The organism is Mesorhizobium sp. M1365 (assembly GCF_040317865.1).
Taxonomy (GTDB): Bacteria; Pseudomonadota; Alphaproteobacteria; order Rhizobiales; family Rhizobiaceae; genus Mesorhizobium.
The window spans coordinates 41,287-64,525 of the sequence record NZ_JAMYLG010000025.1 but is presented as its reverse complement, the minus strand read 5'-3'; the positions used below and the strand labels follow the sequence as shown (position 1 = coordinate 64,525).

Annotated in this window: 26 protein-coding genes; 15 read left to right on the top strand and 11 right to left on the bottom strand. The window is 63.5% G+C overall.

Translation table 11 applies throughout. From position 1 onward, the window contains the following. Nucleotides 1-313: 313 nt before the first annotated feature. Entirely contained in the window at nucleotides 314-1,219 is a 906-nt protein-coding gene (locus NKH04_RS22915; protein WP_352539727.1) for a LysR family transcriptional regulator, read from the bottom strand. A gap of 186 nt (nucleotides 1,220-1,405) precedes the next feature. On the opposite strand from NKH04_RS22915, the gene NKH04_RS22910 reads away from it, so the two are divergent. From NKH04_RS22910 to NKH04_RS22900, 3 genes are read left to right on the top strand one after another with little or no spacing between them, the layout of a single operon-like run. After that, nucleotides 1,406-1,633, top strand: coding sequence for a hypothetical protein (locus NKH04_RS22910; protein ID WP_352470377.1), 228 nt, complete (start codon nucleotides 1,406-1,408; stop codon nucleotides 1,631-1,633). Nucleotides 1,634-1,683: 50 nt separating this feature from the next. Continuing rightward, nucleotides 1,684-2,730, top strand: a complete 1,047-nt coding sequence (locus tag NKH04_RS22905) for an alpha/beta hydrolase (protein ID WP_352685030.1) — start codon at nucleotides 1,684-1,686, stop codon at nucleotides 2,728-2,730. Between the two features lie 59 nt (nucleotides 2,731-2,789). Further along, complete coding sequence (locus NKH04_RS22900) at nucleotides 2,790-3,206, top strand: cyclophilin-like fold protein (RefSeq protein WP_353045012.1); 417 nt, start codon at nucleotides 2,790-2,792, stop codon at nucleotides 3,204-3,206. A 160-nt stretch (nucleotides 3,207-3,366) separates the two neighbouring features. On the opposite strand, the gene NKH04_RS22895 is transcribed toward NKH04_RS22900, so the two are convergent. Continuing rightward, nucleotides 3,367-3,552: a hypothetical protein gene (locus NKH04_RS22895; protein WP_353045011.1), complete on the bottom strand. Its 186-nt coding sequence runs from the start codon at nucleotides 3,550-3,552 to the stop codon at nucleotides 3,367-3,369. Nucleotides 3,553-3,876: 324 nt separating this feature from the next. On the opposite strand from NKH04_RS22895, the gene NKH04_RS22890 reads away from it, so the two are divergent. Genes NKH04_RS22890 through NKH04_RS22880 form a run of 3 tightly spaced genes read left to right on the top strand, consistent with a single transcriptional unit; the run spans nucleotide 3,877 to nucleotide 7,606 of the window. Continuing rightward, a complete protein-coding gene (locus NKH04_RS22890) occupies nucleotides 3,877-4,362 on the top strand; it encodes a (2Fe-2S)-binding protein (RefSeq protein WP_352618343.1) in 486 nt (161 codons plus the stop codon). Continuing rightward, nucleotides 4,359-5,348: an FAD binding domain-containing protein gene (locus tag NKH04_RS22885; protein ID WP_352766811.1), complete on the top strand. Its 990-nt coding sequence runs from the start codon at nucleotides 4,359-4,361 to the stop codon at nucleotides 5,346-5,348. The genes NKH04_RS22890 and NKH04_RS22885 overlap by 4 nt, the downstream gene beginning before the upstream one ends. Next, complete coding sequence (locus NKH04_RS22880; protein WP_352970726.1) at nucleotides 5,345-7,606, top strand: xanthine dehydrogenase family protein molybdopterin-binding subunit; 2,262 nt, start codon at nucleotides 5,345-5,347, stop codon at nucleotides 7,604-7,606. The genes NKH04_RS22885 and NKH04_RS22880 overlap by 4 nt, the downstream gene beginning before the upstream one ends. Here NKH04_RS22880 and NKH04_RS22875 read toward each other — a convergent pair. Further along, complete coding sequence (locus tag NKH04_RS22875; RefSeq protein WP_352970724.1) at nucleotides 7,545-8,744, bottom strand: amidohydrolase; 1,200 nt, start codon at nucleotides 8,742-8,744, stop codon at nucleotides 7,545-7,547. The two genes, NKH04_RS22880 and NKH04_RS22875, sit on opposite strands and share 62 nt — an antisense overlap. 84 nt (nucleotides 8,745-8,828) lie before the next feature. Here NKH04_RS22875 and NKH04_RS22870 point away from each other — a divergent pair, with 84 nt between their 5' ends. Beyond that, nucleotides 8,829-9,659, top strand: coding sequence for an AraC family transcriptional regulator (locus NKH04_RS22870; RefSeq protein ID WP_352970722.1), 831 nt, complete (start codon nucleotides 8,829-8,831; stop codon nucleotides 9,657-9,659). Between the two features lie 70 nt (nucleotides 9,660-9,729). Then, nucleotides 9,730-10,158 carry a cupin domain-containing protein gene (locus NKH04_RS22865; protein ID WP_352906968.1) on the top strand — a complete coding sequence of 143 codons (429 nt, stop codon included), beginning with the start codon at nucleotides 9,730-9,732 and terminating at the stop codon, nucleotides 10,156-10,158. 55 nt (nucleotides 10,159-10,213) lie between these two features. Here the strand turns inward: NKH04_RS22865 and NKH04_RS22860 are convergent, their stop codons facing one another. From NKH04_RS22860 to NKH04_RS22845, 4 genes are all read right to left on the bottom strand, one after another. Next, entirely contained in the window at nucleotides 10,214-10,660 is a 447-nt protein-coding gene (locus tag NKH04_RS22860) for a nuclear transport factor 2 family protein (protein WP_352539721.1), read from the bottom strand. A gap of 130 nt (nucleotides 10,661-10,790) precedes the next feature. Then, nucleotides 10,791-11,345 (bottom strand): nuclear transport factor 2 family protein, encoded by a 555-nt coding sequence (locus tag NKH04_RS22855; RefSeq protein ID WP_352539717.1) that lies wholly within the window; start codon nucleotides 11,343-11,345, stop codon nucleotides 10,791-10,793. Continuing rightward, nucleotides 11,342-12,325 (bottom strand): alpha/beta hydrolase, encoded by a 984-nt coding sequence (locus NKH04_RS22850; protein WP_352614022.1) that lies wholly within the window; start codon nucleotides 12,323-12,325, stop codon nucleotides 11,342-11,344. Before NKH04_RS22850 ends, NKH04_RS22855 begins: the two co-directional genes overlap by 4 nt. A 59-nt stretch (nucleotides 12,326-12,384) precedes the next feature. Further along, complete coding sequence (locus NKH04_RS22845) at nucleotides 12,385-12,888, bottom strand: nuclear transport factor 2 family protein (protein ID WP_352614021.1); 504 nt, start codon at nucleotides 12,886-12,888, stop codon at nucleotides 12,385-12,387. Nucleotides 12,889-13,016: 128 nt separating this feature from the next. Between NKH04_RS22845 and NKH04_RS22840 the strand changes: the two genes are divergently transcribed. Beyond that, a complete protein-coding gene (locus NKH04_RS22840) occupies nucleotides 13,017-13,925 on the top strand; it encodes a LysR family transcriptional regulator (RefSeq protein ID WP_352970719.1) in 909 nt (302 codons plus the stop codon). 27 nt (nucleotides 13,926-13,952) lie between these two features. Here the strand turns inward: NKH04_RS22840 and NKH04_RS22835 are convergent, their stop codons facing one another. Next, a complete protein-coding gene (locus tag NKH04_RS22835; RefSeq protein WP_352970717.1) occupies nucleotides 13,953-14,408 on the bottom strand; it encodes a carboxymuconolactone decarboxylase family protein in 456 nt (151 codons plus the stop codon). A gap of 241 nt (nucleotides 14,409-14,649) precedes the next feature. On the opposite strand from NKH04_RS22835, the gene NKH04_RS22830 reads away from it, so the two are divergent. Next, on the top strand, nucleotides 14,650-15,414 hold the full coding sequence (locus tag NKH04_RS22830) for a copper homeostasis protein CutC (protein ID WP_353045010.1): 765 nt from the start codon (nucleotides 14,650-14,652) through the stop codon (nucleotides 15,412-15,414). 19 nt (nucleotides 15,415-15,433) lie between these two features. After that, complete coding sequence (locus NKH04_RS22825) at nucleotides 15,434-15,931, top strand: GNAT family N-acetyltransferase (RefSeq protein ID WP_352970713.1); 498 nt, start codon at nucleotides 15,434-15,436, stop codon at nucleotides 15,929-15,931. 19 nt (nucleotides 15,932-15,950) lie between these two features. Here the strand turns inward: NKH04_RS22825 and NKH04_RS22820 are convergent, their stop codons facing one another. Continuing rightward, nucleotides 15,951-16,973 carry an acyltransferase family protein gene (locus NKH04_RS22820; protein WP_352970711.1) on the bottom strand — a complete coding sequence of 341 codons (1,023 nt, stop codon included), beginning with the start codon at nucleotides 16,971-16,973 and terminating at the stop codon, nucleotides 15,951-15,953. Between the two features lie 372 nt (nucleotides 16,974-17,345). Here NKH04_RS22820 and NKH04_RS22815 point away from each other — a divergent pair, with 372 nt between their 5' ends. Genes NKH04_RS22815 through NKH04_RS22805 form a run of 3 tightly spaced genes read left to right on the top strand, consistent with a single transcriptional unit; the run spans nucleotide 17,346 to nucleotide 19,777 of the window. After that, nucleotides 17,346-18,056, top strand: coding sequence for a fumarylacetoacetate hydrolase family protein (locus tag NKH04_RS22815; protein ID WP_352816891.1), 711 nt, complete (start codon nucleotides 17,346-17,348; stop codon nucleotides 18,054-18,056). Next, nucleotides 18,053-18,703 carry a maleylacetoacetate isomerase gene (maiA, locus tag NKH04_RS22810; protein WP_352500892.1) on the top strand — a complete coding sequence of 217 codons (651 nt, stop codon included), beginning with the start codon at nucleotides 18,053-18,055 and terminating at the stop codon, nucleotides 18,701-18,703. Before NKH04_RS22815 ends, maiA begins: the two co-directional genes overlap by 4 nt. A gap of 33 nt (nucleotides 18,704-18,736) precedes the next feature. Further along, the gene (locus tag NKH04_RS22805; RefSeq protein ID WP_352500893.1) at nucleotides 18,737-19,777 is read left to right on the top strand and encodes a zinc-dependent alcohol dehydrogenase family protein; all 1,041 of its coding nucleotides are present in this window, start codon (nucleotides 18,737-18,739) and stop codon (nucleotides 19,775-19,777) included. 19 nt (nucleotides 19,778-19,796) lie between these two features. On the opposite strand, the gene NKH04_RS22800 is transcribed toward NKH04_RS22805, so the two are convergent. Next, entirely contained in the window at nucleotides 19,797-20,690 is an 894-nt protein-coding gene (locus NKH04_RS22800; protein ID WP_352614065.1) for a LysR family transcriptional regulator, read from the bottom strand. Nucleotides 20,691-20,835: 145 nt separating this feature from the next. On the opposite strand from NKH04_RS22800, the gene NKH04_RS22795 reads away from it, so the two are divergent. Further along, nucleotides 20,836-22,281: an MFS transporter gene (locus NKH04_RS22795; protein WP_352970804.1), complete on the top strand. Its 1,446-nt coding sequence runs from the start codon at nucleotides 20,836-20,838 to the stop codon at nucleotides 22,279-22,281. Between the two features lie 43 nt (nucleotides 22,282-22,324). On the opposite strand, the gene NKH04_RS22790 is transcribed toward NKH04_RS22795, so the two are convergent. Further along, nucleotides 22,325-23,203, bottom strand: a complete 879-nt coding sequence (locus NKH04_RS22790; protein ID WP_352816897.1) for a DMT family transporter — start codon at nucleotides 23,201-23,203, stop codon at nucleotides 22,325-22,327. Nucleotides 23,204-23,239: the final 36 nt, after the last annotated feature.

Sequence of the window (23,239 nt, the reverse complement as noted above, 5' to 3'; positions counted from 1 at the left end):
GTGGAAAACCTCTGTTAACCGGTTGGTCGCTGGTTCGAATCCGGCCCGGGGAGCCAACATCTACGCTGCGGTGCGATGCGGCCGCGGACCTATTCAATTTCCCTGTAGGATCATGCGCTTCGCTCCAGCCGGCGCGATGGGGAAGAAAGTTGTGGCCAACCTTCGCGCAAGCATCGACGCGATGTTCTGGTTATAACTAACGCTTCGAGTTGGATACCGGACCTCGACCTATGCCTTTCCTGCTGCGCCTATCGAGATTCAGGAATGAGCCGCTATCGACCACGCCCCTGAGTACAATATGACGAAGGGAACATCACGATCCCGACGGATCCCGATGCCGCAACGCGTCGACAATGATCTTGAACGCAGGAAGGTTTTGGCGGCGGCTCGGATAATAGAGAAAATAGCCATCGAAGAAGGGTGACCAGTTGTCGAGGACCTTCACCAGCAATCCTGAGACGACGTGCCGCTCCACGATGTTCTCGGGAACATAGGCGATGCCATAGCCACTCACTGCAGCGTCGATCATGGCGTAGGAGTTGTTGAAGGTAAGTTGACCGTCCACACGGACACGCAGCGCCTGTCCATCCTTCTCGAACTCCCATGCGTACAGACCACCGGCGGTTTCGTGACGCATGTTGATGCAGACGTGCCGGACCAGATCCTGCGGATGCACAGGCACGCTGTGCGCCGCGAAGTATCGCGGCGAAGCCACGGCGACTAAGCGCCAGTCCGGGCCGATGCGGACCGCGATCATGTCTTTCTCGACGCTCTCTCCAAGCCGGACACCGGCATCAAAACCTTCCTCGACAATGTTGCGGAAGGTGCTGTCCAGGATCAGTTCGACGCCGATGTCGGGATAGCCGCTGAGGACCGGCTTAAGCTTCGGCCAGACGACGCTTTCGAGCGCGTGGTCGGACAGGGTCAACCTGATCGAGCCTGACGGCTTTTCGCGGAGCGCCATCAGCGCTGTGATCTCGTCTTCGATTTCACCAATGCGCGGGGTGATCGTCTGTAGCAGCCTTTCGCCCGCAAAGGTCGTCGCGACATTACGCGTCGTGCGGGTCAGAAGGCGTATGCCCATGCGTGTTTCGAGCTGCTTGATCGTGTGACTGAGCGTCGATTGCGCGACGCCGAGCTTTGCCGCCGCCTTGGTGAAGCTGCGCTCTTCTGCGACAGCCTGAAACCACGTCAACTGGTTGAGATCGGTTCTGGCCATGAAGTTTCTCTCTCCGTCGCTTGCAGCGGATTATTCGATATAGTCGATAGGTTCATGCCGATTTATATGGGTAATCGCTTTATGGCAAAACCATTAGGTTTGCACTGCAACAATGCATTACCGCGATGTCGGTGATTTGGATGACATGGATGTCGCAAAATGCGGCCGAGGCCGCCGGCAAGCCTGATGGTCGCGGCGATCCAGGCTTCGATCCTTCTGGGCGCGGTAGTCGGAGGGGTGCTGCTGTATGGTCTGACGATCTCCGCGATCTTCATCGGCAGCTTGGTTCTGGCCGGCTTCGCAATCGCGCTGATCGGCAACGGTCGGCGTCTGCTCAAACTCGAAGAGGACTGGCCAAAGTGGCGAGTGGTTCAATTCCAACCCAAACTTACAGGAGATCGGAAATGCCTTTGAATACCCCTGATACGAAAATACCAGCGCGTGAAATCCACCGGCGGGAGCTTTTGAAGCTGACCGGCTCCGGCATCGCCGCCTTCAGTGGGGCGTCACTCTTCAACTTTCCCTTCGCAAAGGCTCAAGACATGTCAAACGGTGCAAACAATTTCTATACAAGCGGTCAGGTGACGCTGGAGAAAGTGACCTTCAAAAGCCAATACCAGATGAATATTGCGGGAAATCTGCTCGTTCCCAAGAACCTCGACCGCAATGCACGTCATCCGGCCATCGTCGTCGGCCATCCAATGGGCGCGGTGAAAGAGCAAAGCGCGACCCTCTATGCCACCAAGATGGCCGAGCAGGGCTTCATCGCCATGGCGATCGACCTGCCATTCTGGGGCGAGAGCGAGGGCGAAGCCCGACAGATCGTTTCACCGGATGTCTACGCCGAGGCGTTCAGCGCGGCGGTGGACTTCCTCGGGACACACGCGTTCGTGGACCGCAACCGCATTGGCGCGATTGGTGTCTGCGGCAGCGGCAGCTTCGTCATCAGCGCAGCCAAGATCGACCCGCGCATGCGCGCCATCGCCACGGTCAGCATGTATGACATGGGCGCGGCGAACCGAAACGCACTCAATCACTCGCTAAGCGTCGAGCAACGGAAGCAGATCATCGCAGCGGCCGCCGAACAGCGCTACTCCGAATTCGAAGGCGGCCAAGTCCAGTATACGGGCGGCACTGATCTCGAACTGACCGCGTCGACGCATCCCATCCAGCGCGAGTTCTACGATTTCTATCGGACACCCCGCGGAGAGTTTACCCCGGCGGGTGTCTCCGACCAGATAACGACTAAGCCGACGCTGACCAGCAACGTCAAATTCATGAACTTCTACCCGTTCAATGACATCGAGACGATCTCGCCGCGCCCAATGCTGTTCATCAGCGGCGATCAGGCGCATTCGAGGGAATTCAGCGAGGAAGCCTACAGACTGGCAGCCGAGCCCAAGGAACTGGTTTGGGTCCAGGGCGCCGGTCACGTCGATCTCTACGACCGTGTGGACCTGATTCCGTTCGACAGGCTTACCAGCTTCTTCAATCAGCACCTCTCCGCGTGAGTGACGAGATGGAGCCTGTGTTTGCTGGGGCGGGCTCCATCTGCCTAGAAAACGGAGGAATGACCCGTGCTGAAATCACTGCTGAGCGCTGGCGTTATTGCATTTGGAATGGTTGGCCCACAATGGCTCGAGAACGTATTCGCATTTCATCAGACTGGGGCGAGGTCACGGCCGATCTTGCCGATAACGAAGCCGCAAAATCTCTTGCTCAGATGTTGCCGCTTACCATTGAGATGAGCGACCACCTTCGCCAGGAGAAGACCGGTAATCTACCGGCTCTATTGCCGGAACAGAGACGGCAGCGCGACTTCTCGGTCGGCACGCTCGGGCTGTGGAGTTCCGATCGTTTCGTGATCTACTATCGGAATGGTCGCGTCCCGTCGCCCGGCATCGTTGTGCTTGGGAAGGTCGCCGGCGATGTTTCGATCTTTGATCGTCCCGGTTCCGTCACGGTGAGAATTGAACGTGCTGGCTGAGGCGTGTGCAGCGCGGTGGCATCACGGGAACAGCGGCATAAGCCGGGTGCGGATTTCGACAGCGCCTGCCCCTGCGGTCACAGACGCCACGACCGGCATGGAGCACCTCCTTGCCACGCGGCGATCCGCTCCCTGATTTCCCTCGTGATCGTACTGATCCTCAGGCAGCGTTCAACACTGCCGCGCGATACCGTCCGTAGCCGACCTTCACGAGCAATCCTCCTCGGCCCGCCGGCAACGAGTAGCGCCTCAGTGCGATCACGGTCACGTTTCGTTTCCTGTGCGCTTGCGGCGAATCCTGGCGTCGTCCGATCGCGAACTCGTAGTTCTCAGCTTCATCTTTCATTTGCCGGACGACATTGCCAGTCGCAAGGCCGCCCTGCCATGGAAAGCCGCCTGCCCTAGATTGGACAGCGGCGCGGCAATGTTCTCAATGTAGGCCGCCCAAGCCAATCTGAATTACGGGAATTACGGAATTACGGTGATACTTTTTGCGGCGGCATTCAGGGCCTTTTCCGCCGCAAATCTCAAATGCGCTTTTTTAGCCTTCCCTGACCGGCAGCGCCTTTTCACGGGAATCGACCGCCCTATTTTCGCCTCGACAGGTGGGTGGCTGCTTGCTGGACGAGTCCTTGCGGCGAGTACGGCATGTGCTTCGAGGTACCCCCACATGAACTTCCACGATCGGCACCAATTAAGGTTGCGGGTGAACGGAGAGGATCACAGCCTTTCCGATCTCGATCCCCGCGTCACGCTGCTCGACCTGCTGCGCGAGCGGCTTCATCTGACCGGAACGAAAAAGGGATGCAATTTCGGCGAGTGCGGCGCCTGCACCGTGCATCTCGACGAACGGCGTGTGAATGCCTGCATGATACTTGCCGTGTCCTGCGAGGGACGCGAGGTCACGACGATCGAAGGCCTGGCAAACGGCGATGCGCTTCATCCCGTGCAGCAGGCGTTCATCGATCATGATGGGTTCCAGTGCGGATTCTGCACGCCCGGACAGGTGATGTCGGCGGCGGCGCTGATTGAGGAGGGACATACCGGCTCCGATGCCGAGATCCGCGAATGGATGAGCGGTAATCTGTGCCGCTGCTCGGCCTATCCGCAAATCGTCGAGGCGGTGCGCGCGGCGGCCGGGAGGGTGAGCCAATGACCCCATTCGTCTACGCGCGCGCCGATAGCCTGGGCGACACGATCGCGGCCGGTGCCGCGCCGGACAGCGCCTTTCTCGCCGGCGGCACCGAATTGCTCAATTGGCTGCGCCTTGGAATTGCCGGGCCGGCGCGGATCATCGATATCTCCCGCCTCGATGGGCTGGATCAGATCGAGGCACTGCCAGGCGGCGGCTTGACGATCGGCGCGCTGATGCATCTCAACGATGTCGCGCAGCATGCGCTGGTGATGCGCGATTATCCGGTGTTGAGCCAGGCGATCCTCAACGCAGCGTCGCCGCAGCTGAGAAACCTCGCAACGATAGGCGGCAATCTGCTGCAGAAGACGCGCTGCGCCTATTTCCGTGCCGAAGAGCAGCTGCCATGCAACAAGCGTCAGCTCGGCTCCGGGTGCTCCGCATTGCATGGCATCAACGACAATCACGCGATATTCGGCTGGACCGAGGATTGCGTCGCCACCCAGCCATCCGACCCGGCCGTGGCGCTGGCAGCACTTGATGCGGTCATCGTCACCGCGCACCGCAGCGGCGGCCGGCGCATTCCGGCAGCCGAATTCCACCTGCTTCCCGATACGCGGCCCGAGGCGGACAATGTGTTGCAGCAAGGCGAACTGATCACGGCAATCGAGCTGCCGGCAGCGGCACCGCGATCGGCTTACCTCAAGGTGCGCGAGCGCGAATCCTACGAATACGCCATCGTCTCCGCCGCCGCTGTGCTGGAGATGGACGGCCAAACTATCCGTCGGGCGGCCCTGGCGTTGGGGTCCGTCGCGCTGCGGCCGTGGCGGCTGAGCGCCGCCGAGGAGCAGCTCGCCGGTGCCGAAATCGGCGATCGCGAGGCGTTGAGCACCGCTATCGAGCAATCCTTCGCCGAAGCGCGTCCCTTGTCGCAGAACGCCTACAAGATCGAACTGGCCAAGACCGCCGCTTTGCGGGCGATCGAAAGAGCAGCGAGGATGCCGTCATGATGATCAGCCAGCCTGTTGCCCGCCCTGACGGCGGCGCCAAGGTGACCGGCCGCGCCCGCTATGCGGCCGACTATTTCGCCCCCGACCTGCTCTATGCGGTACTCGTGACCGCGCCCGTTCCGGCCGGCCGCGTGACGTCGATCATGGTCGACGACGCGCTCGCCGAGAAGGGCGTCGTGCGTGTGCTCACGCATGAGGACATGCCAAAATTCGGCCGGTTCGCATCGCCGAGGGCCGAGCCCGATACGCAGATGCAGCAGGCCGAAGGCCCGCCGGCCGCGCAGAGCTTCATGCCCATGCAGGGCGACGAGATACGTCACGAGGGTCAGCCGCTTGCCATTGTGCTGGGCGAGACGCTGGAGGCGGCGGAGGCCGGCGCCCGCCGCGTCGCATTGCGCTACGAGTTCGCCGAGCCGGAATTGCCGGCACCGCCGGAGTGGACCGCCATCGACAAGGCTGCGGTCGTGCCGAGGGAGAGCGGCTTCCTGTTCCTGGAGCCGACGTTTACGAAGGGCGAGGTCGACCGCGGGCTTAGCGACGCCGCCGCCACGGTCGAAGCCGTCTATTTGCAGCCGTCGCGCCATCACAACGCCATGGAGCCCTCGGCGACACTCGCTGAGTGGAATGACGGAGAGCTGACGCTGCACGATGCCACGCAGCACGTCTACGGTGTCCGCCAGGTGCTTGCCGCCCGCATGAATGTCCCGGCCGAGAAGGTCCGCGTGATTTCCCGCCATACCGGCGGCGGCTTCGGCGGCAAGGGTTGGATCTGGCCGCATCAGGTGCTGGCCGCCGCCGCTGCGCGCATCATGCAGCGCCCGGTCAGGCTGGCGCTAAGCCGCGCCAACGCCTATTCCTGTCTCGGCTATCAGCCGCGCATGGCGCAGAAGATCGTGCTGGCGGCGGACAGCTCGGGCAAGCTGACCGCCGTGCAACAGGACGTGATCAACCTGACCACCGTGAGCGACGATTTCGTCGAGTTCGCCACCGAAGCCTCGAAGGGTCTCTACGCCACGCCGGCGATGCGTCTCAGCCAGCGCGTCGAGCGCGCGAACGTCGCCATGCCGACGGCGCTGCGCGCGCCGGTCGAGGGTCCAGGCACCTGGGCCCTCGAAAGCGCGATGGACGAGCTCGCCCACCGCCTGGGCGTCGATCCGCTCGACCTGCGTCTGATCAACCATGCGGACACGGATCCGGCCACCGGCCAGCCCTGGTCATCGAAGAAGCTGCGCGAGGCCTATGAGGAAGGCGCCCGCCTGTTCGGCTGGCGCGAGCGCCCGCGCAAGCCGCAACGCGACGGCGATTGGCTGATCGGCTACGGCATGGCGACCTGTACCATGGGTTGTTTCCGCCACCCGACGCCTGCAGCCGAGGTCAGGCTGCACAGGGACGGCACGGTGCTCATCCGCACCGGCACGCAGGACATAGGGACCGGAACACTCACCATCTTTCCGCAGATCGCAGCCGACGTGCTGGGCCTGCCGATGGAGAAGATCGAGTTGGAAATGGGCGATACGCAGCTGCCGGAGGCGGGACCGACCTATGGCTCGTCATCGACCATGGGGGTGGGCGCGGCGGTGCTTGCCGCCGCCGAAGATGCGCGTTCGCAGCTTGCCCGTCTTGCCAATCTGCTGCCGGACGAGGTGGAGATGCAGGACGGCAAGATTCGCCGCAGGGGCGCTGCCGGCGGTCAGACGATCGCCGATGTGATGAGCCATACCGACATCGGCGAGATCGTCGGCTCCGGCTCGTTCGATCCGGCGCAGCATGGCAAAGGCCTCGCCATGCGCACTTTCGGCGCGATTTTCATGGAGGTCGGCGTCGATCCGGGGCTCGGCCTGCTCAGGCTCCGTCGCGCCGTCGGCAGCTACAGCGCCGGGCGCATCGTCAATCCCCGCACCGCACGCAGCCAGATGACGGGCGGCATCATCTGGGGCTGGGGCATGGCGGCCATGGAGCAGAGCAGGCACGAACCGGTGCTTGGGCGGTTCCTGTCGAAGAACCTTTCCGGGGTCGCCATTCCGGTCAACGCCGACATTCCCGGCGACATCATAATCCACTTCGTCGATGAGGTGGACGAGCATGCCAGCCCGATCGGCGGCAAAGGCATCGGCGAACTCGGCGCCACCGGCGTTGCCGCTGCTGTTGCCAACGCCGCCTTCGACGCCACAGGCAAGCGGATCCGGGAGTTGCCGATCACGCCGGAAAAACTGCTGTCGAAGGATCGGCCCGCGGAAGCGTCTGCTCGACCAGGTTGACGTAATAGCGCATCACCGTCGGCACGACCTCGTCGTTGAAAACGTAGCGGTCGCCATGCAGGCCTTTGCCCGGGCCAGCCTCGCCGGCGCCGATCCAGGCATAGCAGCCGCCGGCGTCGCGGATCATGAAAGCGAAATCCTCGCAGCCGAGACTGGGGCTGAACTCGGTCAAGACATTCTCCCGGCCGACGACGGGAGCGGCGGCCTCGACGGCGCGGGCCGTCGCATCCGCCGTATTGATCAGCGGCGGATAGCCCTTCCTGTAGTCGAGCCTGGCCTTGAGCGAATGCGCGGCGGCAATACCTTGTGCGATCTCGCCGATCAGCCTCTCGCAATGGTCGGAAAGGCCGTGCTCGAAGAAGCGGCAGGTGCCTTGCAGCCAGACCTTGCCCGGCACGATGTTGCCGACATTGCCGCCATGGATCTGCGTGATGCTGACGACAAGCGCGCTCTGCGGGTCGACCGAGCGGCTGACGATGCGCTGGACGGCTTGCACGAAGGCGCTGGCGGCCAGGATCGGGTCGTCGCCGAGCTGCGGCATCGCGGCATGCGCGCCAAGACCCTCGAAGGTCAGCTCGAAATTATCGACGGCCGCCATTTGCGGCCCGACGCGGGCGGCGATCGTCCCCAGCCTGATGCCCGGCCAGTTGTGGACCGCATAGACCGCTTCGACCCGAAAGCGCTTGAACAGGCCGTCCTCGATCATGCGCATGCTGCCGCCCTCGTTTTCCTCGGCCGGCTGGAAGATGAAAGTGACGGCGCCGTCGAAGGCGCGCGATTGACTGAGCAGTTTGGCGGCGCCGAGCAGCATGGCGGTGTGGCCGTCATGGCCACAGGCGTGCATCACGCCCTCTCTCCTCGAAGCATAGGGCAAGCCGGTTTTCTCCAGCACCGGAAGCGCGTCGAGCTCGGCGCGAAGGCCGATGGCGCGTGCGCCGCCACCGCTGCGCAGGACACCGACGACGCCGGTGCCGCCGATCCCCTCATGCACCTCGTCGACGCCGAAAGAGCGCAGTTTCTCTGCAACGAAACGGGCCGTTTCGTATTCATTGAATGCGAGCTCCGGATTGGCATGGAGATGGTGCCGCCAGCCTATAACCTCTGGTGTCAGCGCAGCGACGGGGTCATTATGCAACATGATGCCTCCTTTCCGCCGACAAAAAGCGGCTTGGTTTGCCAGCCATAGAAGGCCCGGCGAGAGGCGTCTTGAACCGGATTGACCATGGCAAGGACAAACGAAGCGGCAGAGACCGGGAAATACTGGCGCCATCCGTGTTTTCCCGACCTGGGCCTGCTCGAGGCGCGCTTCACCCGGCACCGCTACGACCTGCACACGCACCCGACCTATGTGATCGCCCTGATCACCTCTGGCTGCGAGCGCATTCGCATCGGCCGCAAAAGCGTTCTCGCTCCGGCAGGCACCATTGCCGTCGTCAATCCCGAGGAGTGGCATGACGGCGAACGCGGGGCGGATGAAGGCTGGGCCTACCGGACGTTTTATCCTTCGGTGCCGCTGATGAGCGCGCTTGCCCGCGAACTCGGCCGCGACGGCGCTCCGGTGTTTTCGCGCGCGACGATCGAAGACAGCAGTCTCGCCGCAGCATTGACGGCAGCGCACCAGGACTCGACATCCCCGGACACGATAACGGCCGAGACATCCCTGCTCGTGGCGCTGCGACGGCTGATCGTTCGCCATGGCGATTCGAGCGGACAGGCCGAAGAGATCGAAAGCTCCGGATCACAGCGAAGATTTTCGATCTACCGCGATCTTGTCGAAAGCGAGCTTGGCTCACGGCTCGATCTCAAGCGGCTTGCCGGCGCGGCTGGCGTGACCCGGTTCCAGGTCATCCGCGACTTCAACAAGGCAATTGGCCTGACGCCGGCGGCCTATATCCGCGACCGGCGATTGCGCCGGGCGAGCACGCTGATCGAACAGGGATTTGGCCTTGCCGACGCCGCCATCGCGGCCGGTTTCGCCGACCAGAGCCATCTGTCCCGTACATTCCGGGCCATGCATGGCATGACGCCAGGCATGTTCAGAAAAGCGGGATAAACGCTGCTGGACAGGACAAGCTTGCGCGCCAATGCCCGCTGCGCAATGCTGGCGCAGCTCGGGGGGAATCATGCGAAAAATCTTGGTATCGACGCTGCTCGCTGCTGCACTGTTTGCAAACAACGCTCAGGCGCTCGATGCCAGCGGCACGCCGGTTGTCGTGACCCCGCTTGCCTCTCGCACCGAGACCGCGTCCGGCCAGCCGATCACGCTGCCGCAGAAGAACGTCCAGGTCCTGGTCTCGGCCTATCAGATCGCGCCGGGCGCGACCTTGCCGGTCCACAAGCATCCGTTTCCGCGCTATGCCTATGTCGAGGCCGGCACGCTTCAGGTCACCAATGTCGAGACCGGCAAGAGCAACACCTATCAAACAGGTGATTTCATCATCGAGATGATCGGGCAATGGCATCAGGCGACCAATGTCGGCGCCGACCCGGTCAAGCTGCTGGTCATCGACCAGGTCGAAGAAGGCACCAAGAACACGGTGTTGCGCCAGTAGCTGCCAGGTCTGAGAACGGCGTCCGGGGCGGATCCAGCACAGCGCGTAACAGACGTCAGAACGCGAACCCCTCCGGCAAATTGTGATTCCAATAGCCTTCCTCGACAAGTTCACTTATGCGCCAGCCCTCGGACGTGCGTACGACGCGGTCTCGATACCAAAGCCCCTGGAAGAAGACCTGCCTTTTGCCTTCGCCGAGGTCTACCACCATCGGGCATGAACAATGCACGCGCGCGCTGGCCTCGTCCCCTCGGAGATCCAGAAGGATTGTCGAAATGGCGTGCTGCGAGATCAATATCTTGGAAAGGGCGCCTTTCATGTAAGCAACATGCTCATCCACACCGCTCCTGATTCCACCTGTTACAGTGTCGTCAAGCAAGGCATCGGGTGTGAATATTTTGCGATAGGCTTCCCAGTCGCGATCGTCCACCGCATAGCAATAGCGAACAAGCAGCTGTTCGATCTCAAGCCTATCGGAAACCTCCTGCAATGAAAGGGTCATGTCCTGTCTCCGCGGTTGGCGGCACTAATGCCGCATGCGCCAAGCCTGCCCCGACATTTCGATCAATATTCACGTTGCCGATGCTCCGAGCAACCTCGCCGCGCGACTGGGCATGCGCAAACCCGAACACTCATTTGGCCTCCGCCTTTACCCGGCCGGCAGCGGCGGCCAGCACGGCGCGATCCCCCTCTTCGTACAAGCGGCGGATGGAGATTGCCTTGACGCGCCAACCTTCCGGCGTCCGCACCAGCCGGTGGAGGTAGCTGCCACCGACCGTCCAGAACCGCCCGCCGATCCAGTGGGTTGCGCGGACATGGCTGCGTGCGACCGCGTCATTGCCCGCGCCCTCGACGGTGATGTTGGTGATGAGGTGCTGGGTGGCGTCGAAGCCCGGCAGCAGCCCTTGCCACTGCGCGATCAACGCGTCGCGGCCGCTAGTCGTGACCTTGCCGCCGAAGAGGCTGGTGTAGTCGGTCGTGACACGGGCTGCGAGATAGGATCTGACCCGGTTCCATTCACGCAGATCGGCATAGAGGCCGATCCCGGCAATCGCCTCGGCGATTGCGATCCTGTCTTTGACCGTCAGCGCATCTCCCGGAGCGCTCGAGGCGGGCGCCGAGACGGCGGAAATCATCGCAGCGGAAACCGCCGAGGCCAGGACATGCCGGCGCGTGACGAGGCTCATTGTCCCGCCTCCCCCGCACTGCCCAGCGTCGCGCGGAAGTGCGCGGCGACGGCATCGCTTGCGGCCTCCACCGGCGCGGCACGATCGTAGAAATCGAATTGGGTGACGTTGTCGAGCCACAGCTCCCGCCTGGAACTGTTCAGCCGCGTGTAGAATTTGTGCGCCCCCTTCGGAATGGCAGCCGCCTCGCTGTGCACCATCAAAAAAGGCTGGCGCAGGCGCGGAGCAGCCTGGATGGCGTCGAACGTCAGCCAGCCGCGCCAGAACGCCGGATCGGCCTCGTTGCGCCAGGCCGGGATCATGCCGCGATCGGGTTCGGTGTAGTAAGGCACCTTGAACATGATCGCGCGCTCGTCGGTCAGGCTCGCGGCCGGAAGGAATGCCTGTCTGCCGGTGCGGCGATATTCCGCCTCTGCCGCATCGCTCGTGGCTTCAAGCCTGGCGACGCCATGCCTGCCGCCATAGGCCTGCTCGACCACTTCGGCATCCTGTAACCAGGGCGCAACGAGGGCGACCGATTTGATCGCCGCGTTTTCGGCGGCGGCGGTGACCATATAGCCGGAGCTGGCGCAAATGCCGAGCCCGCCGATGCGGTCCTGATCGGCTTCGGGCCGGCTCGAGAGATAGGCGACCGCCGCTTCGATGTCGGCGATCTTGGCCCTAGGATCCTCGTACTGGCGGCGTAGGCCGCCGCTTTCGCCCCAACCGCGAAAATCGAAGGTCAAGGCGACGAAGCCACGATCGGCCATCTCGCGGGCGTAGCGGGCCGGCATCTGTTCCTTCACCGTCATCCAGGCGCCGGTCACGACCAGCGCCGGCCGAGGTTTTGCCGCGTCCATATCCTCCGGCAGATAGAGCTCGCCGACAAGCTGCTCACCATGCGAGGAGAATGTGACGTGCTCGACGCGCGGTGCGGCGACGGCATTGGTGACGGCAAGCGCGGCGGTGGTTGCTACGGCAAGTGTCAGGGTTTTAAACATCGCAAGTCTCCTTTGGCTTGGAGTGAGAAGCGCTGCGCGTTGCGAGAAAGACCGCCGTCTCAGCGCTCGCCAGCCAGTCGGCCGGGCAGCGGCTTCAGCGGGTAATGCGCCCAGTAGAAAGCGTCCGACTGGTACATGTCGGTCAAAAAATTCTGTGCCTCGGCGATCTTGCCGTCCTTGATGCGGAACATCAGCGCGTAGAACTGGTCGATCTCGGGACCTGAGCCGACATTCGACCAGCCGCGATGGACGTCGACAACGAGGTCGCCTTGCGCCTGGAAGAAGATCGGCTCGGCCTTGAACTTGCCATCGGCCAGGCCGCGGAAGAAGGCGACCACCTCGTCCGGCCCGCGCTTGTCGCCGGCGAGCGGATGATGGCCGGGAATGCGCCACACGATATCAGGCGCGAGGAAGGGCCGCACGGCCTCGGGATTACCGGTCGCGTAAGCTGCGTAATAGCCTTTGATGAGCTGGATATTGCGGTCTTCCAGTGGCCCGCTGTGCGCCGGGGCGGCAGACACCGCCAGAAGAGTGCCGGCGGCGAGTAAAGCAAGCCTGGTCATCGGTCCTGTCTCCTTGCCTGTTCGAGCCGTTCCCAACACCGAGGCCCGTTCGTCAGACCCAACATGACGCCTTTCGTTCGCCGGAAAAACCGGTAGAATTCGATAGGGCTATTTGGAAAATCCTTACAATGCGCCTCGACCAGTTCAGCGGCATCGTCGCCTTCATCAAAGTCGCCGAGGCCAAAAGCTTCACCCGCGCCGCCGCCGAGCTCGGCGTCGCTCCGGCCTCGTTAAGCGAGGCGATCAAGGGGCTCGAGGAGCGCCTGGGGGTGCGGCTGCTCAACCGGACGACCCGCAGCGTTGGCTTGACCGAAGCTGGCGCTGAATACCTCGACCACGTGCGCCCGGCAGCCGAAGATATCTGGGCGGCTGGCGCGGCACTGCGCGAAGCTCGCGACCGTCCCGCCGGCACGCTGCGCCTCAGCCTGCCGTGGATCGCCGCGCCGCTGCTGATAGAGCCACTGATGCGGCCGTTCATGGATGCTTATCCCGAAGTGCGGCTTAGTCTAATTTTCGACGACAGCTTCGTCGACATCGCCGCCGAGGGCTTCGATGCCGGCCTGCGCATCGGCGAGCTTCTCGAGAAAGACATGATCGGCGCGCGTCTGGGCGGGCCACTGCAGATGGTCGTGGTGGGCAGCCCCGATTATCTGGCGCGCAAAGGCACACCGAAGCGGCCGGCCGACCTCGCCGCCCATCGCTGCATCGCATTCGCCCTCACCCGCACGCGCGCGATTTCGCCCTGGGAGTTCACCGTGGATGGACGCGAAGTCGCATTCACGCCGGACGCATGTCTGGTCGTGAACACACTTCCGCTGTGCATTACCGCCGCCGCGCAAGGGCTGGGCCTCGCCTTCGCGGTCGAGGGCCTCGCCGCGCCGCTTCTCGCCTCAGGCGCGCTGGTCAAGGTGCTGGAGCCTTTCTGTCCCGCTTACGAGCCGCTCCACCTCTATTATCCGAGCCGCCGCCTCGTACCGCCGAAGCTGCGGGCCTTCATCGACTTCGTCCGCGCGAACGCTCACGAGTTGCGGATCTGACGTGCCGTTGCGAAAAGCGAGCCCCGTTCAGCCCCAGGCGCCGACAATCTGCCTGGTGGTTGCGTTGAGCCGGTTGAATGCGTTGATCAGGGCAATCTGGACGACCAGGGCGGCAAGCGCATTTTCGTCATAGTGCCGGGCGGCCTCGTCCCAGACTGCATCCGGCACCGGATCCGGCCGATCGGCCAACCGGGTTGCCGCCTCGGTCAGTGCCAGCGCGGCGCGTTCGGCGTCGGTGAAGTAGGGTGTCTCCCGCCATGCGGACACGGCAAAGATGCGCTCGTCCTTTTCGCCGGCCTTCTTCAATTCGCGCGCATGCATATCGACGCAGAGGCTGCATCCGTTGATCTGGCTGACGCGTAAATGGACGAGCTTGCGCGTCACATAGGACAGGTCGGCCGTCTCCGTCGACTTGTCCAGCGCGAGCAGTGCCTGCAAGGCGCCGGGAATGAGCATCACCGGGTTTTTCAACCGTGCTTGCATGGTGGTCTCCTTAGGCGTGTTTCTGCCGGCCGCACATTTAGCTTTCGGTCGGCTGTGCTGTTAATCAATCAATAACTCGCTGGCTATGAATCGACATATAGCTGAACGGTTATGGATGTGTCAAGCGGCAAAATTGGAGCACCGCCGGCCGCCCTGTCGCGTGTTGAGCCAACAGTTCCGGCTTTCATCGCACCATGCCCGATGCTACCGCTGGGCAGCTGAAATCATCGACGGATCGCCTATGATCGAGACCGAACGCCCTCGCCTGCCGCTGATCGAGATCTGCGTCGAAGGCATAGACGGCCTGCTGGCCGCGCAAGCCGCCGGCGCCGACCGTGTCGAGCTCTGTGCCAGCCTGATCGAGGGCGGCATCACACCGAGCTTCGGCACGGTGCGCACGGCGCTCGAGCTGGCGACGATCCCCTTCCACGTCATCGTGCGGCCGCGCGGCGGCGATTTTCTCTATGGCGAAGCCGAATATCGTTCGATGCTCGCCGATGTCGGCGCGCTTGCCGAGCTCGGCGTCGCCGGTGTCGTCGTCGGTTGCCTCACTGCCGACGGCACCATCGACGAACAGCGCATGAGCGAATTGGTTAAGGCGGCGGGAAGCTTGAACGTCACCTGCCACCGCGCTTTCGACATGACCCGCGATCCGACAGAGGCGCTGGAAGCGCTGATCCGCTGCAAGGTCGGCCGCGTGCTGACCAGCGGCCAGCGCGACACGGCGCTCGAGGGCGCTGACCTGCTCGCCGATCTTGTCAGGCAGGCCGGCGACCGCATCATCATCCTCGGCTGCGGCGGGCTTGATCCCGAGAACATCGGCAAGGTGCGGAGGAAAACCGGGTTGAGCGAAATGCACTTCGCCGCGCTCAAGGACGTGCAGAGTGCCATGCGTTACCGCAACCCGAAAGTCGGCATGGGCGGCACCGACCTCGACCGCGAATACCGCAACACCGTGACCGACGAGGCGCTGGTGGCGGCGACCATCGCAGCCGCCCGGCTGTGATCCTGGAAGATCGAACAACATGATCGAAGTGCGTTTGCCGATCGAACGGGTTTCGCCGCGTGATGAGTCCGCAATCCTCGCGCTCAACAACGAGCATGCCGCCGAATTGTCGTGGCTCGAACCCGAGCGCCTGTCCTTCCTGCTCGCCGAAGCGTTTTACACGCGCCGCATCGGTACGCTCGAAGCCTTCATCATGACCTTCGACCAGGACGCCAGCTACGACAGCCCGAACTTCCTGTGGTTTCGCCAGCGTTACCCGCGGTTCGTCTATGTCGATCGCGTCGTGGTCGCCGCCGCAGCGCGCGGGCGCGGCCATGCCCGCCGGCTGTACGAGGATCTGTTCGAGCAGGCGTCACGCGCGGGCCAGGCGATCGTCACCTGCGAAGTCAATGCCGAGCCACCCAATCCGGCTTCGGACGCCTTCCATGCCGCACTCGGCTTTGCGGAAGTGGGCGACGCGGTAATCCACGGCGGCAGGAAAGTCGTGCGGTATTATGCAAGACGGATCGCCGGCTGAACGGCGGGCGCCGTTCGCCCTACCAATTGCGGTTCAGCCAGGAGCGGGCCGGCTTTTCGATGATGTAGTAGCTGCACAGCGCGCAAGCGAACGCCGCCGTAAGCATCAACCACGGCGAACTGCCTTTTATGTCGACGAATTGATAAAAGGGCTGCTGCCAAAGATAGAGCGAATACGACCACAGCCCCAGCATCGTCATCGGCAGGGACGATAGAAACCCGGTCAGATACCGGCTGCCGAAGTCGAGCGAATTGACGGCGAGTGCCAGCAGCGGCACCGCGACCAGATAATGGATCGGGGTTGGCACGGCAGCCATGAAAAGGAGCACAGCCAGTACTGAGGCCGCCAGGGCGACATGTGGCCCCTTGAACAGCGCCGGCAGCCTGTCGTCGGCCTTGAGCAGGCATATCACCGCCGACAGCAGGATCGAGGCGATGTGCACGTCGGTGCGCCAATAGGTGCCCTCGTAGCCTATTGCGAGCACCCAGTAGGAGATGGCGCCGTTTGCCATGGCCAGCACCGACAATGCACCGAGCAACGTGATGACCCGGGACCGCCCCGAGACGACGACGCTGATCAGCGCCAGGATGATATAGGCGTGCTCTTCGACGCAGAGCGACCAGATATGGTCGAGCGCGCCGGCGCGGGTGACGAGAATTCCGGCATAGTTGTAGGTGAACGTCAGCGCCGTCAGCGCCGCCTTCCACTTGAAGGCGATGAATGTGCCGGACAGGGCAACCATCGCGGCGACGACAAAAATCAGCAGTGCCGGGTAGATGCGGGAGAACCGGCGCTTGAAGAATTTCTTCAGCGGATAGTATTCGACAAACAGGATCTCGGCCATCAGCCGGCCGCTGAGCACGAAGAAGAATTCGACGCCCAGGACGCCGAGATTGATGCCGGGAACGGGGAAGAAATGGCCGATCAGCACCAGCGCGATCGACAGGCCGCGCCAGCCGTCGAGATAGGCAAGCCTGGTTCTTGCCGAGCTATCGGCGACAGGCCTGGACACGACAAGACGCGTCGCGGAGATGTCCGTCATGCCGGTCCCTTCATTGAACCTGCGAAAGGTGGGCTGGAGGCCGCATTCCTCCAGCTATATTGCAGCGCACCAGAGCTTTGTGCAAGTGCGAGATAACGACACGCCCGAAGTACGGGGGCGGACCGAAAGGGGCTGTCACGTCCGTTCCCCGAAACCAACGGTCGACAGTCTCAGGCGTTGGCGGCAGGCGCTGCGCGCCATGGCCAGCCTAACGGCAAATGGTACATCTCCATCTTGGCCGGCAGAGCAAAATGTACCGGTGATTTCCGCGGCACCGTGCGGCAGGCCTGCTCTTCCGCCATCCAATGCCTTGCCCGTTTGCCCAAATCGGCCGAATGTGCCGGGGACAGATCCACTGAACAGAGATAGTGCATGACCGGCCTCGTCCTTCCCCTGCCCGCGACCCCGTCGGTGGCCGTGGCCGGCTCGCCGGAGCGTTTTGCCGTGCGCCGGATCTTCTGCGTCGGCCGCAACTACGCCGCTCATGCCCGCGAGCTCGGCAATGACGAGCGCGACCCGCCCTTCTTCTTCACCAAGCCAGGCGACGCAGTGGTCGATGCGGCGGTCGGTTCGGGCACGATTATCCCCTACCCGCCGCTGACCCAAAACCTGCATCACGAAATCGAGCTGGTCGTCGCGATCGGCGGAGCCGGCTTCCGCATCCGGCGCGAGCGCGCGCTGGACCATGTCTGGGGCTACGGCGTCGGCGTCGACCTGACTCGCCGCGACCTTCAGGACGAGGCAAAAAAGGCGGCAAGGCCGTGGGACTGGTCGAAAGCCTTCGACCGTTCAGCGCCCTGCGGCCCGCTGGTTCCGGCGCAAAAATCCGGTCATCCCGACAAGGGCCGCATCTGGCTCGCGGTCGACGGCGAGATCAGGCAGGACGGCGACCTCGCCGAACTGATCTGGCCGGTTCCCGACATCGTCTCGATTTGCAGCGAGGCGCTAGAGCTTAAGCCCGGCGACCTGATCTTCACCGGAACACCGGCTGGCGTCGGCGCCGTCGGGCCGGGCGAAAAGATCACCGGTGGCGTCGACGGCATCGGCGAAATCGAACTGACCATCGGCCAACCGATCCGATGAGCGACATCGTCCTCCATAACTACTACCGCTCCTCGACCTCTTACCGGGTGCGGATCGCGCTGGAGATGAAGGGCCTGTCCTACGACTACGTGCCGCATCATTTGCGCCACGGCGAGCATCTCGAACCCGCCTACCTCGCGGTCAATCCGCAAGGGCTGGTGCCGGCACTGGTCCTAGACGACGGCAGGCTACTGACGCAATCGCTGGCGATCATCGAATATCTCGACGAGACCACGCCTGAGCCACCGCTGCTGCCCACGGATGCGCCTGGCCGCGCCCGCGTCAGGATGCTGGCGCAGATGATCGCCTGCGACATCCATCCGGTGAACAATCTGCGCGTGCTGACCTCGCTGCGCACACTGTTCGGCGCCGGCGACCAGGATGTCGTCAACTGGTTCCGGCACTGGGTCAACGAAGGCTTCCAGCCGCTTGAAAAGATTCTGGCTTCCTCGCCCGAGACCAAGACATTCTGCCATGGCGACACGCCGGGGCTGGCCGACATCTGCCTGGTCGCACAGGTCACCAGCAATGCCCGCTTCGGCGTCGACATGACGCCCTACCCGACGATCTCGCGCATCAATGCCGCCTGCACGGCGCTGCCGGCGTTCCAGAAGGCCGCGCCTGAGAACCAGATCGATGCCGAATAGACCGCAAATCGCAGAAGTCATGAGGAACAGCCGATGAAAGCCGTCGTCTTCGAAAAATTCGGCGAGGCGCCGACGATCCAGACCGTGCCGGATCCGACGCCGGCGCCGGAAGGCGTCGTCATCAAGGTTGAGGCCACCGGCCTCTGCCGCAGCGACTGGCATGGCTGGATGGGGCACGACGACGGTATCCGCCTGCCGCATGTGCCTGGCCACGAGCTTGCCGGCGTCGTGGCCGCGGTGGGCAACCAGGTGACCCGCTGGAAGGGCGGCGAGCGCGTCACTGTGCCGTTTGCCGTCGGCTGCGGCCGCTGCTTCGAATGCACGTCGGGCAACCACCAGGTCTGCGAACATCAGTTCCAGCCCGGCTTCAGCGCCTGGGGTTCGTTCGCCGAATATGTCGCCATCGACCATGCCGACACCAATCTCGTACGCTTGCCCGACGAGATGGAATTCGCCACCGCCGCTAGCCTCGGCTGCCGCTTCGTCACCTCGTTCCGCGCCATCGTCGATCAGGGCCGGGTGACGCCCGGCGAATGGGTTGCCGTGCATGGCTGCGGCGGCGTCGGCCTGTCGGCGATCATGATCGCCAGCGCCATGGGCGCCAATGTCGTCGCCATCGACCTCACGGACGAGAAGCTGGACTTTGCCAAAAAGATCGGCGCGGTGGCGACGATCAACGCGGCAAAGACGCCGAACGTGGTCAAGGCGGTCAAGCAGATCACCAATGGCGGCGCGCATATGTCGATGGACGCGCTCGGCCACCCCACAACCTCTTTCAACTCGATCGCGAACCTGCGCCGTCGCGGCCGCCACGTGCAGGTCGGCCTGATGCTCGGCGACCATGCCAGGCCGCAGATACCGATGGACAAGGTGATCGCATTCGAGCTCGAAATCCGCGGCAGCCACGGCATGCAGGCGTTTCGCTACCAGGCGATGATGGAGATGATCCGTACCGGCAAGCTGAAACCCGAACTGCTGGTCGGCAAGAAGATCAGCCTCGAAGAGGCGCCGGCCGCATTGATGGCGATGGGCGGCTTCGAAGGCATAGGCATCGGCGTGGTGACCAGATTCTAGATCACGCCCTGAGCCTGGATCAGCGAAACGACGCGCAGACCTCCCGCACGCAGGCTCGCAGCCAGCGTTGTGCTGGATCGGCATCGAGTCGCGGATGCCACAGCATCGAAATGGTGACCTCCTCGATATCGACCGGCAACGGGAAGCTGTACATGCCCGTGCGCGCGCCCAGCGTGTGCCGTTCGGGGACGCTGGCGATCAGATCGGAGGCGCGCGCCATGGCGAGCGTGGCCGAGAAGCTGGAAACCATGCACACGATCGTCCGCTGGAGACCGAGCAGTTTCAAGGCCTCGTCGATCGGGCCCTTTTCGCGGCCACGCCGCGAAACGCTGATGTGGCGGCCGGCCGCATAGCGTTCCGGCGTCATTGGGCCCTCGCCCAGGCTGTGACCCGTTCGCACCGCACCGATGAAGCGGTCGCGAAACAGCGCCTGAATGCGCATTTCAGGGTTCGTTTCACTGGCAACCCCGATTTCGAGGTCAACCGCCGCGCCACGCAACGACATGTCGTTCTTGTCGGATTTCGGCGCAAAACGCAGCCGCACGCCAGGCGCATCCGCTTCGACACGGGTCAGAAGACGCGGTGCGAACTCCTCGACGAAACTTTCGTTGGCGCGCAGCGTGAAGACCTTGTCGAGAGCAGAGAGGTCGAGGAGCTTGGCCGGGCGCAGCAGCGCTTCCGCATCCTGAACGACGCGGCCTACCTGTTGCTGCAACTCGAGCGCGCGCGGCGTCGCAACCAGGCCACGGCCGGCCCGGACCAACAATGGGTCGCCTGTCGCCTGGCGCAACCGCGCCAACGTCCGGCTCATCGCCGAGGGACTGAGGCGCAGCCGCCCGGCCGCGCGCGCCACACTGCCCTCGGTCAGCAGCACATCGAGGGCGACAAGCAGATTGAGATCTGGCGACGACATCGACGGACCGTAGCACAGCTCGGCCGCGATGTGGCGTTTCATGCACGAATAAGATGCAAATACTGCGCCTTCCGCCACATCAGGCGAGGGAATAGCGTCCGACAGCTCCGATTGGGGGCTGCCGGCAAAGGAGTTCACCTTGGCATTGACCGCTGAAAAGACCTGGGACGAAGTTGCCCCGGTGAGCGGCGCACGCTCGACCCGATGGGCATTGGCAAGCCTGTCGCTTTCAACGCTGCTGTCGTCGCTCGCCACCAGCATCGCCAGCGTCGGGCTGCCATCGCTGATGCAGGCGTTCGACGCATCGTTCCAGCTCGTGCAATGGGTCGTCCTGGCCTATCTGCTCGCCATCACCACCTTGATCGTCAGCGTCGGGCGGCTCGCCGACATATTCGGCCGCCGACCGCTATTGCTCGGCGGCATTGCCCTGTTCACCTTCGCATCGGTGCTTTGCGGGCTCGCGCCGACGCTCTGGCTGCTGATCGCCGCACGGGCGGCACAGGGGCTCGGCGCGGCCGTCATGATGGCTCTGACGCTGGCCTTTGTTGCCGACGCGGTTCCCCGGGATAAAACCGGCAGCGCCATGGGCCTGCTCGGCGCCATGTCGGCGATCGGCACCACGCTTGGCCCCTCCCTTGGCGGACTGTTGATTGCCAGCCTCGGCTGGCGCGCGATCTTCCTCATCAATCTGCCGTTGGGGGTGCTGGCCTTTGCGCTTGCCTGGCGCTTCCTGCCGGCCGGAAAAAAGACGCCAGATCGGCGCGGTTTCGACGGCATCGGCACGGCCTTGCTCGCGCTGACGCTAGCCGCTTATGCGCTCGCCATGACCCTTGGGCGTGGCAGTTTCGGTTCTCTCAATGTCGGCTTGCTGATTGCCGCCACCGTGGCTGGCCTGCTGTTTGTCATTGCGCAGACAAGGGTCCAGAACCCTTTGATTCAACCTGCGAGGTTCCGCGACCAGGCGTTGAACGCAAGCCTCGCCATGAACCTGATCGTCGCCACTGTGATGATGGCGACGCTGGTGGTCGCACCATTCTATCTGTCGCGCGCGCTCGGGCTAGACGCAGCCATGGTCGGGCTGGTTCTGTCGACCGGCCCTCTGATTACCGCATTGGCGGCGCTGCCGGCCGGACGCCTGGTCGATCGTTTCGGGGCGCACCGGATGACGATCGTCGGCCTGTTCGATCTCGCTATTGGCACCTTTGCTCTGTCGCGGGCGGAATTCGGTATTGCCGGCTATGTCGCACCAATCATCATCGTCTGCACCGGCTACAGCCTGTTTCAGACCTCCAACAATTCGGCCGTGATGACGGGCGTCGCATCCGACCAGCGTGGCGTCGTCTCCGGCCTGCTCAATCTGTCGCGCAATCTCGGCCTGATCACCGGTGCGTCGGTGATGGGCGCGGTGTTCGCCTTCGCATCGGCTGGGGAAGGGACTGGCTTGGCAGTGTTGGCACCTGCGGCAGCGGCACGAGGGATGCAGGTCACTTTCCAGGTGGCAACGGGCCTGGTGCTGATGGCGCTGATCCTTGCGGTATTTTCAGCCCGCGCCACGGCCGGGCGAACTGATATCGTTGCCAAGCATCCTTGAGGGTTTCCACCCGGTTCGCATGCAACTCCGGCAACTGGCGCACCTATCTCGCATATCTCTTGGCACCGACGACGCAAAGTACGACGGCGGCGGTGACGGCGATCATGGCGGGACTGACCTGCTCATGCAGCAGCGCTGCCGCCAGCCCGAGGCCGAAGAAGGGCTGCAGCAGTTGCAACTGCCCGACGGCGGCGATGCCGCCTTGCGCCAGGCCGCGATACCAGAACACGAAACCGATCAGCATGCTGAACAGCGAAACATAGGCCAAACCGATCCAGGCGCCCCTGCCGGCACTTTCGAGCGACGGCGGCAAAGTGATGAACGTCAGCGCCAGCATGAGGGGCAGCGACAGCACCAGCGCCCACGAAATCACCTGCCAACCGCCGAGTTTGCGCGACAGCGCCGCTCCTTCGGCGTAGCCCAATCCACACACGATGATGGCGGCCAGCATCAAGATGTCGCCGAGCGGCGAGACCGACAGGCCTTGGGTGACTGCGAAACCGGCGACAAGGGCGCTGCCGAGGCACGAGAACAGCCAGAACGCCGGCTTCGGGCGATCACCGCCTCGAACCACACCGAAGATCGCGGTCGCCAACGGCAACAGGCCGACGAAGATGATGGAGTGAGCCGACGTGATGTGCTTGAGCGCCAGCGCCGTCAGCAGGGGAAAGCCGACCACGACGCCAAGCGCCACGATCGCCAGCGGGAACAGATCTCGCCGCTCCGGACGCTTCTGACGAAAAATGAGCAGCAGCGCCAGGCCGAGGATGCCCGCCGAAGCCGCACGGGCGACCGTTACGAACACCGGATCGAAATCCATCACCGCCACGCGCGTCGCCGGAAGCGAACCGCTGAAGATCAGCACGCCTATGAACCCGTTAACCCAGCCACTCGCCGCCCAACTACTCGCCGCCTTGTTCATCGATGCCCCGCTCGTTTTCGCCCTCTATCGGGCCGG

What these genes read in the sequence shown, in the direction of transcription:
- NKH04_RS22860 (WP_352539721.1), bottom strand. Translation starts at nt 10,660, where the DNA reads ATGACCCTTTCATTGCAGGAGGTTTCCGATAGGCTTGAGATCGAACAG.
- NKH04_RS22865 (WP_352906968.1), top strand. Translation starts at nt 9,730, where the DNA reads ATGCGAAAAATCTTGGTATCGACGCTGCTCGCTGCTGCACTGTTTGCA.
- NKH04_RS22890 (WP_352618343.1), top strand. Translation starts at nt 3,877, where the DNA reads ATGAACTTCCACGATCGGCACCAATTAAGGTTGCGGGTGAACGGAGAG.
- NKH04_RS22815 (WP_352816891.1), top strand. Translation starts at nt 17,346, where the DNA reads ATGACCGGCCTCGTCCTTCCCCTGCCCGCGACCCCGTCGGTGGCCGTG.
- NKH04_RS22790 (WP_352816897.1), bottom strand. Translation starts at nt 23,203, where the DNA reads ATGAACAAGGCGGCGAGTAGTTGGGCGGCGAGTGGCTGGGTTAACGGG.
- NKH04_RS22805 (WP_352500893.1), top strand. Translation starts at nt 18,737, where the DNA reads ATGAAAGCCGTCGTCTTCGAAAAATTCGGCGAGGCGCCGACGATCCAG.
- NKH04_RS22895 (WP_353045011.1), bottom strand. Translation starts at nt 3,552, where the DNA reads ATGAAAGATGAAGCTGAGAACTACGAGTTCGCGATCGGACGACGCCAG.
- NKH04_RS22840 (WP_352970719.1), top strand. Translation starts at nt 13,017, where the DNA reads ATGCGCCTCGACCAGTTCAGCGGCATCGTCGCCTTCATCAAAGTCGCC.
- NKH04_RS22820 (WP_352970711.1), bottom strand. Translation starts at nt 16,973, where the DNA reads ATGACGGACATCTCCGCGACGCGTCTTGTCGTGTCCAGGCCTGTCGCC.
- NKH04_RS22870 (WP_352970722.1), top strand. Translation starts at nt 8,829, where the DNA reads ATGGCAAGGACAAACGAAGCGGCAGAGACCGGGAAATACTGGCGCCAT.
- NKH04_RS22910 (WP_352470377.1), top strand. Translation starts at nt 1,406, where the DNA reads ATGGTCGCGGCGATCCAGGCTTCGATCCTTCTGGGCGCGGTAGTCGGA.
- NKH04_RS22900 (WP_353045012.1), top strand. Translation starts at nt 2,790, where the DNA reads ATGACCCGTGCTGAAATCACTGCTGAGCGCTGGCGTTATTGCATTTGG.
- NKH04_RS22835 (WP_352970717.1), bottom strand. Translation starts at nt 14,408, where the DNA reads ATGCAAGCACGGTTGAAAAACCCGGTGATGCTCATTCCCGGCGCCTTG.
- NKH04_RS22915 (WP_352539727.1), bottom strand. Translation starts at nt 1,219, where the DNA reads ATGGCCAGAACCGATCTCAACCAGTTGACGTGGTTTCAGGCTGTCGCA.
- NKH04_RS22825 (WP_352970713.1), top strand. Translation starts at nt 15,434, where the DNA reads ATGATCGAAGTGCGTTTGCCGATCGAACGGGTTTCGCCGCGTGATGAG.
- NKH04_RS22850 (WP_352614022.1), bottom strand. Translation starts at nt 12,325, where the DNA reads ATGTTTAAAACCCTGACACTTGCCGTAGCAACCACCGCCGCGCTTGCC.
- NKH04_RS22855 (WP_352539717.1), bottom strand. Translation starts at nt 11,345, where the DNA reads ATGAGCCTCGTCACGCGCCGGCATGTCCTGGCCTCGGCGGTTTCCGCT.
- NKH04_RS22800 (WP_352614065.1), bottom strand. Translation starts at nt 20,690, where the DNA reads ATGTCGTCGCCAGATCTCAATCTGCTTGTCGCCCTCGATGTGCTGCTG.
- NKH04_RS22875 (WP_352970724.1), bottom strand. Translation starts at nt 8,744, where the DNA reads ATGTTGCATAATGACCCCGTCGCTGCGCTGACACCAGAGGTTATAGGC.
- NKH04_RS22830 (WP_353045010.1), top strand. Translation starts at nt 14,650, where the DNA reads ATGATCGAGACCGAACGCCCTCGCCTGCCGCTGATCGAGATCTGCGTC.
- NKH04_RS22880 (WP_352970726.1), top strand. Translation starts at nt 5,345, where the DNA reads ATGATGATCAGCCAGCCTGTTGCCCGCCCTGACGGCGGCGCCAAGGTG.
- maiA (WP_352500892.1), top strand. Translation starts at nt 18,053, where the DNA reads ATGAGCGACATCGTCCTCCATAACTACTACCGCTCCTCGACCTCTTAC.
- NKH04_RS22885 (WP_352766811.1), top strand. Translation starts at nt 4,359, where the DNA reads ATGACCCCATTCGTCTACGCGCGCGCCGATAGCCTGGGCGACACGATC.
- NKH04_RS22845 (WP_352614021.1), bottom strand. Translation starts at nt 12,888, where the DNA reads ATGACCAGGCTTGCTTTACTCGCCGCCGGCACTCTTCTGGCGGTGTCT.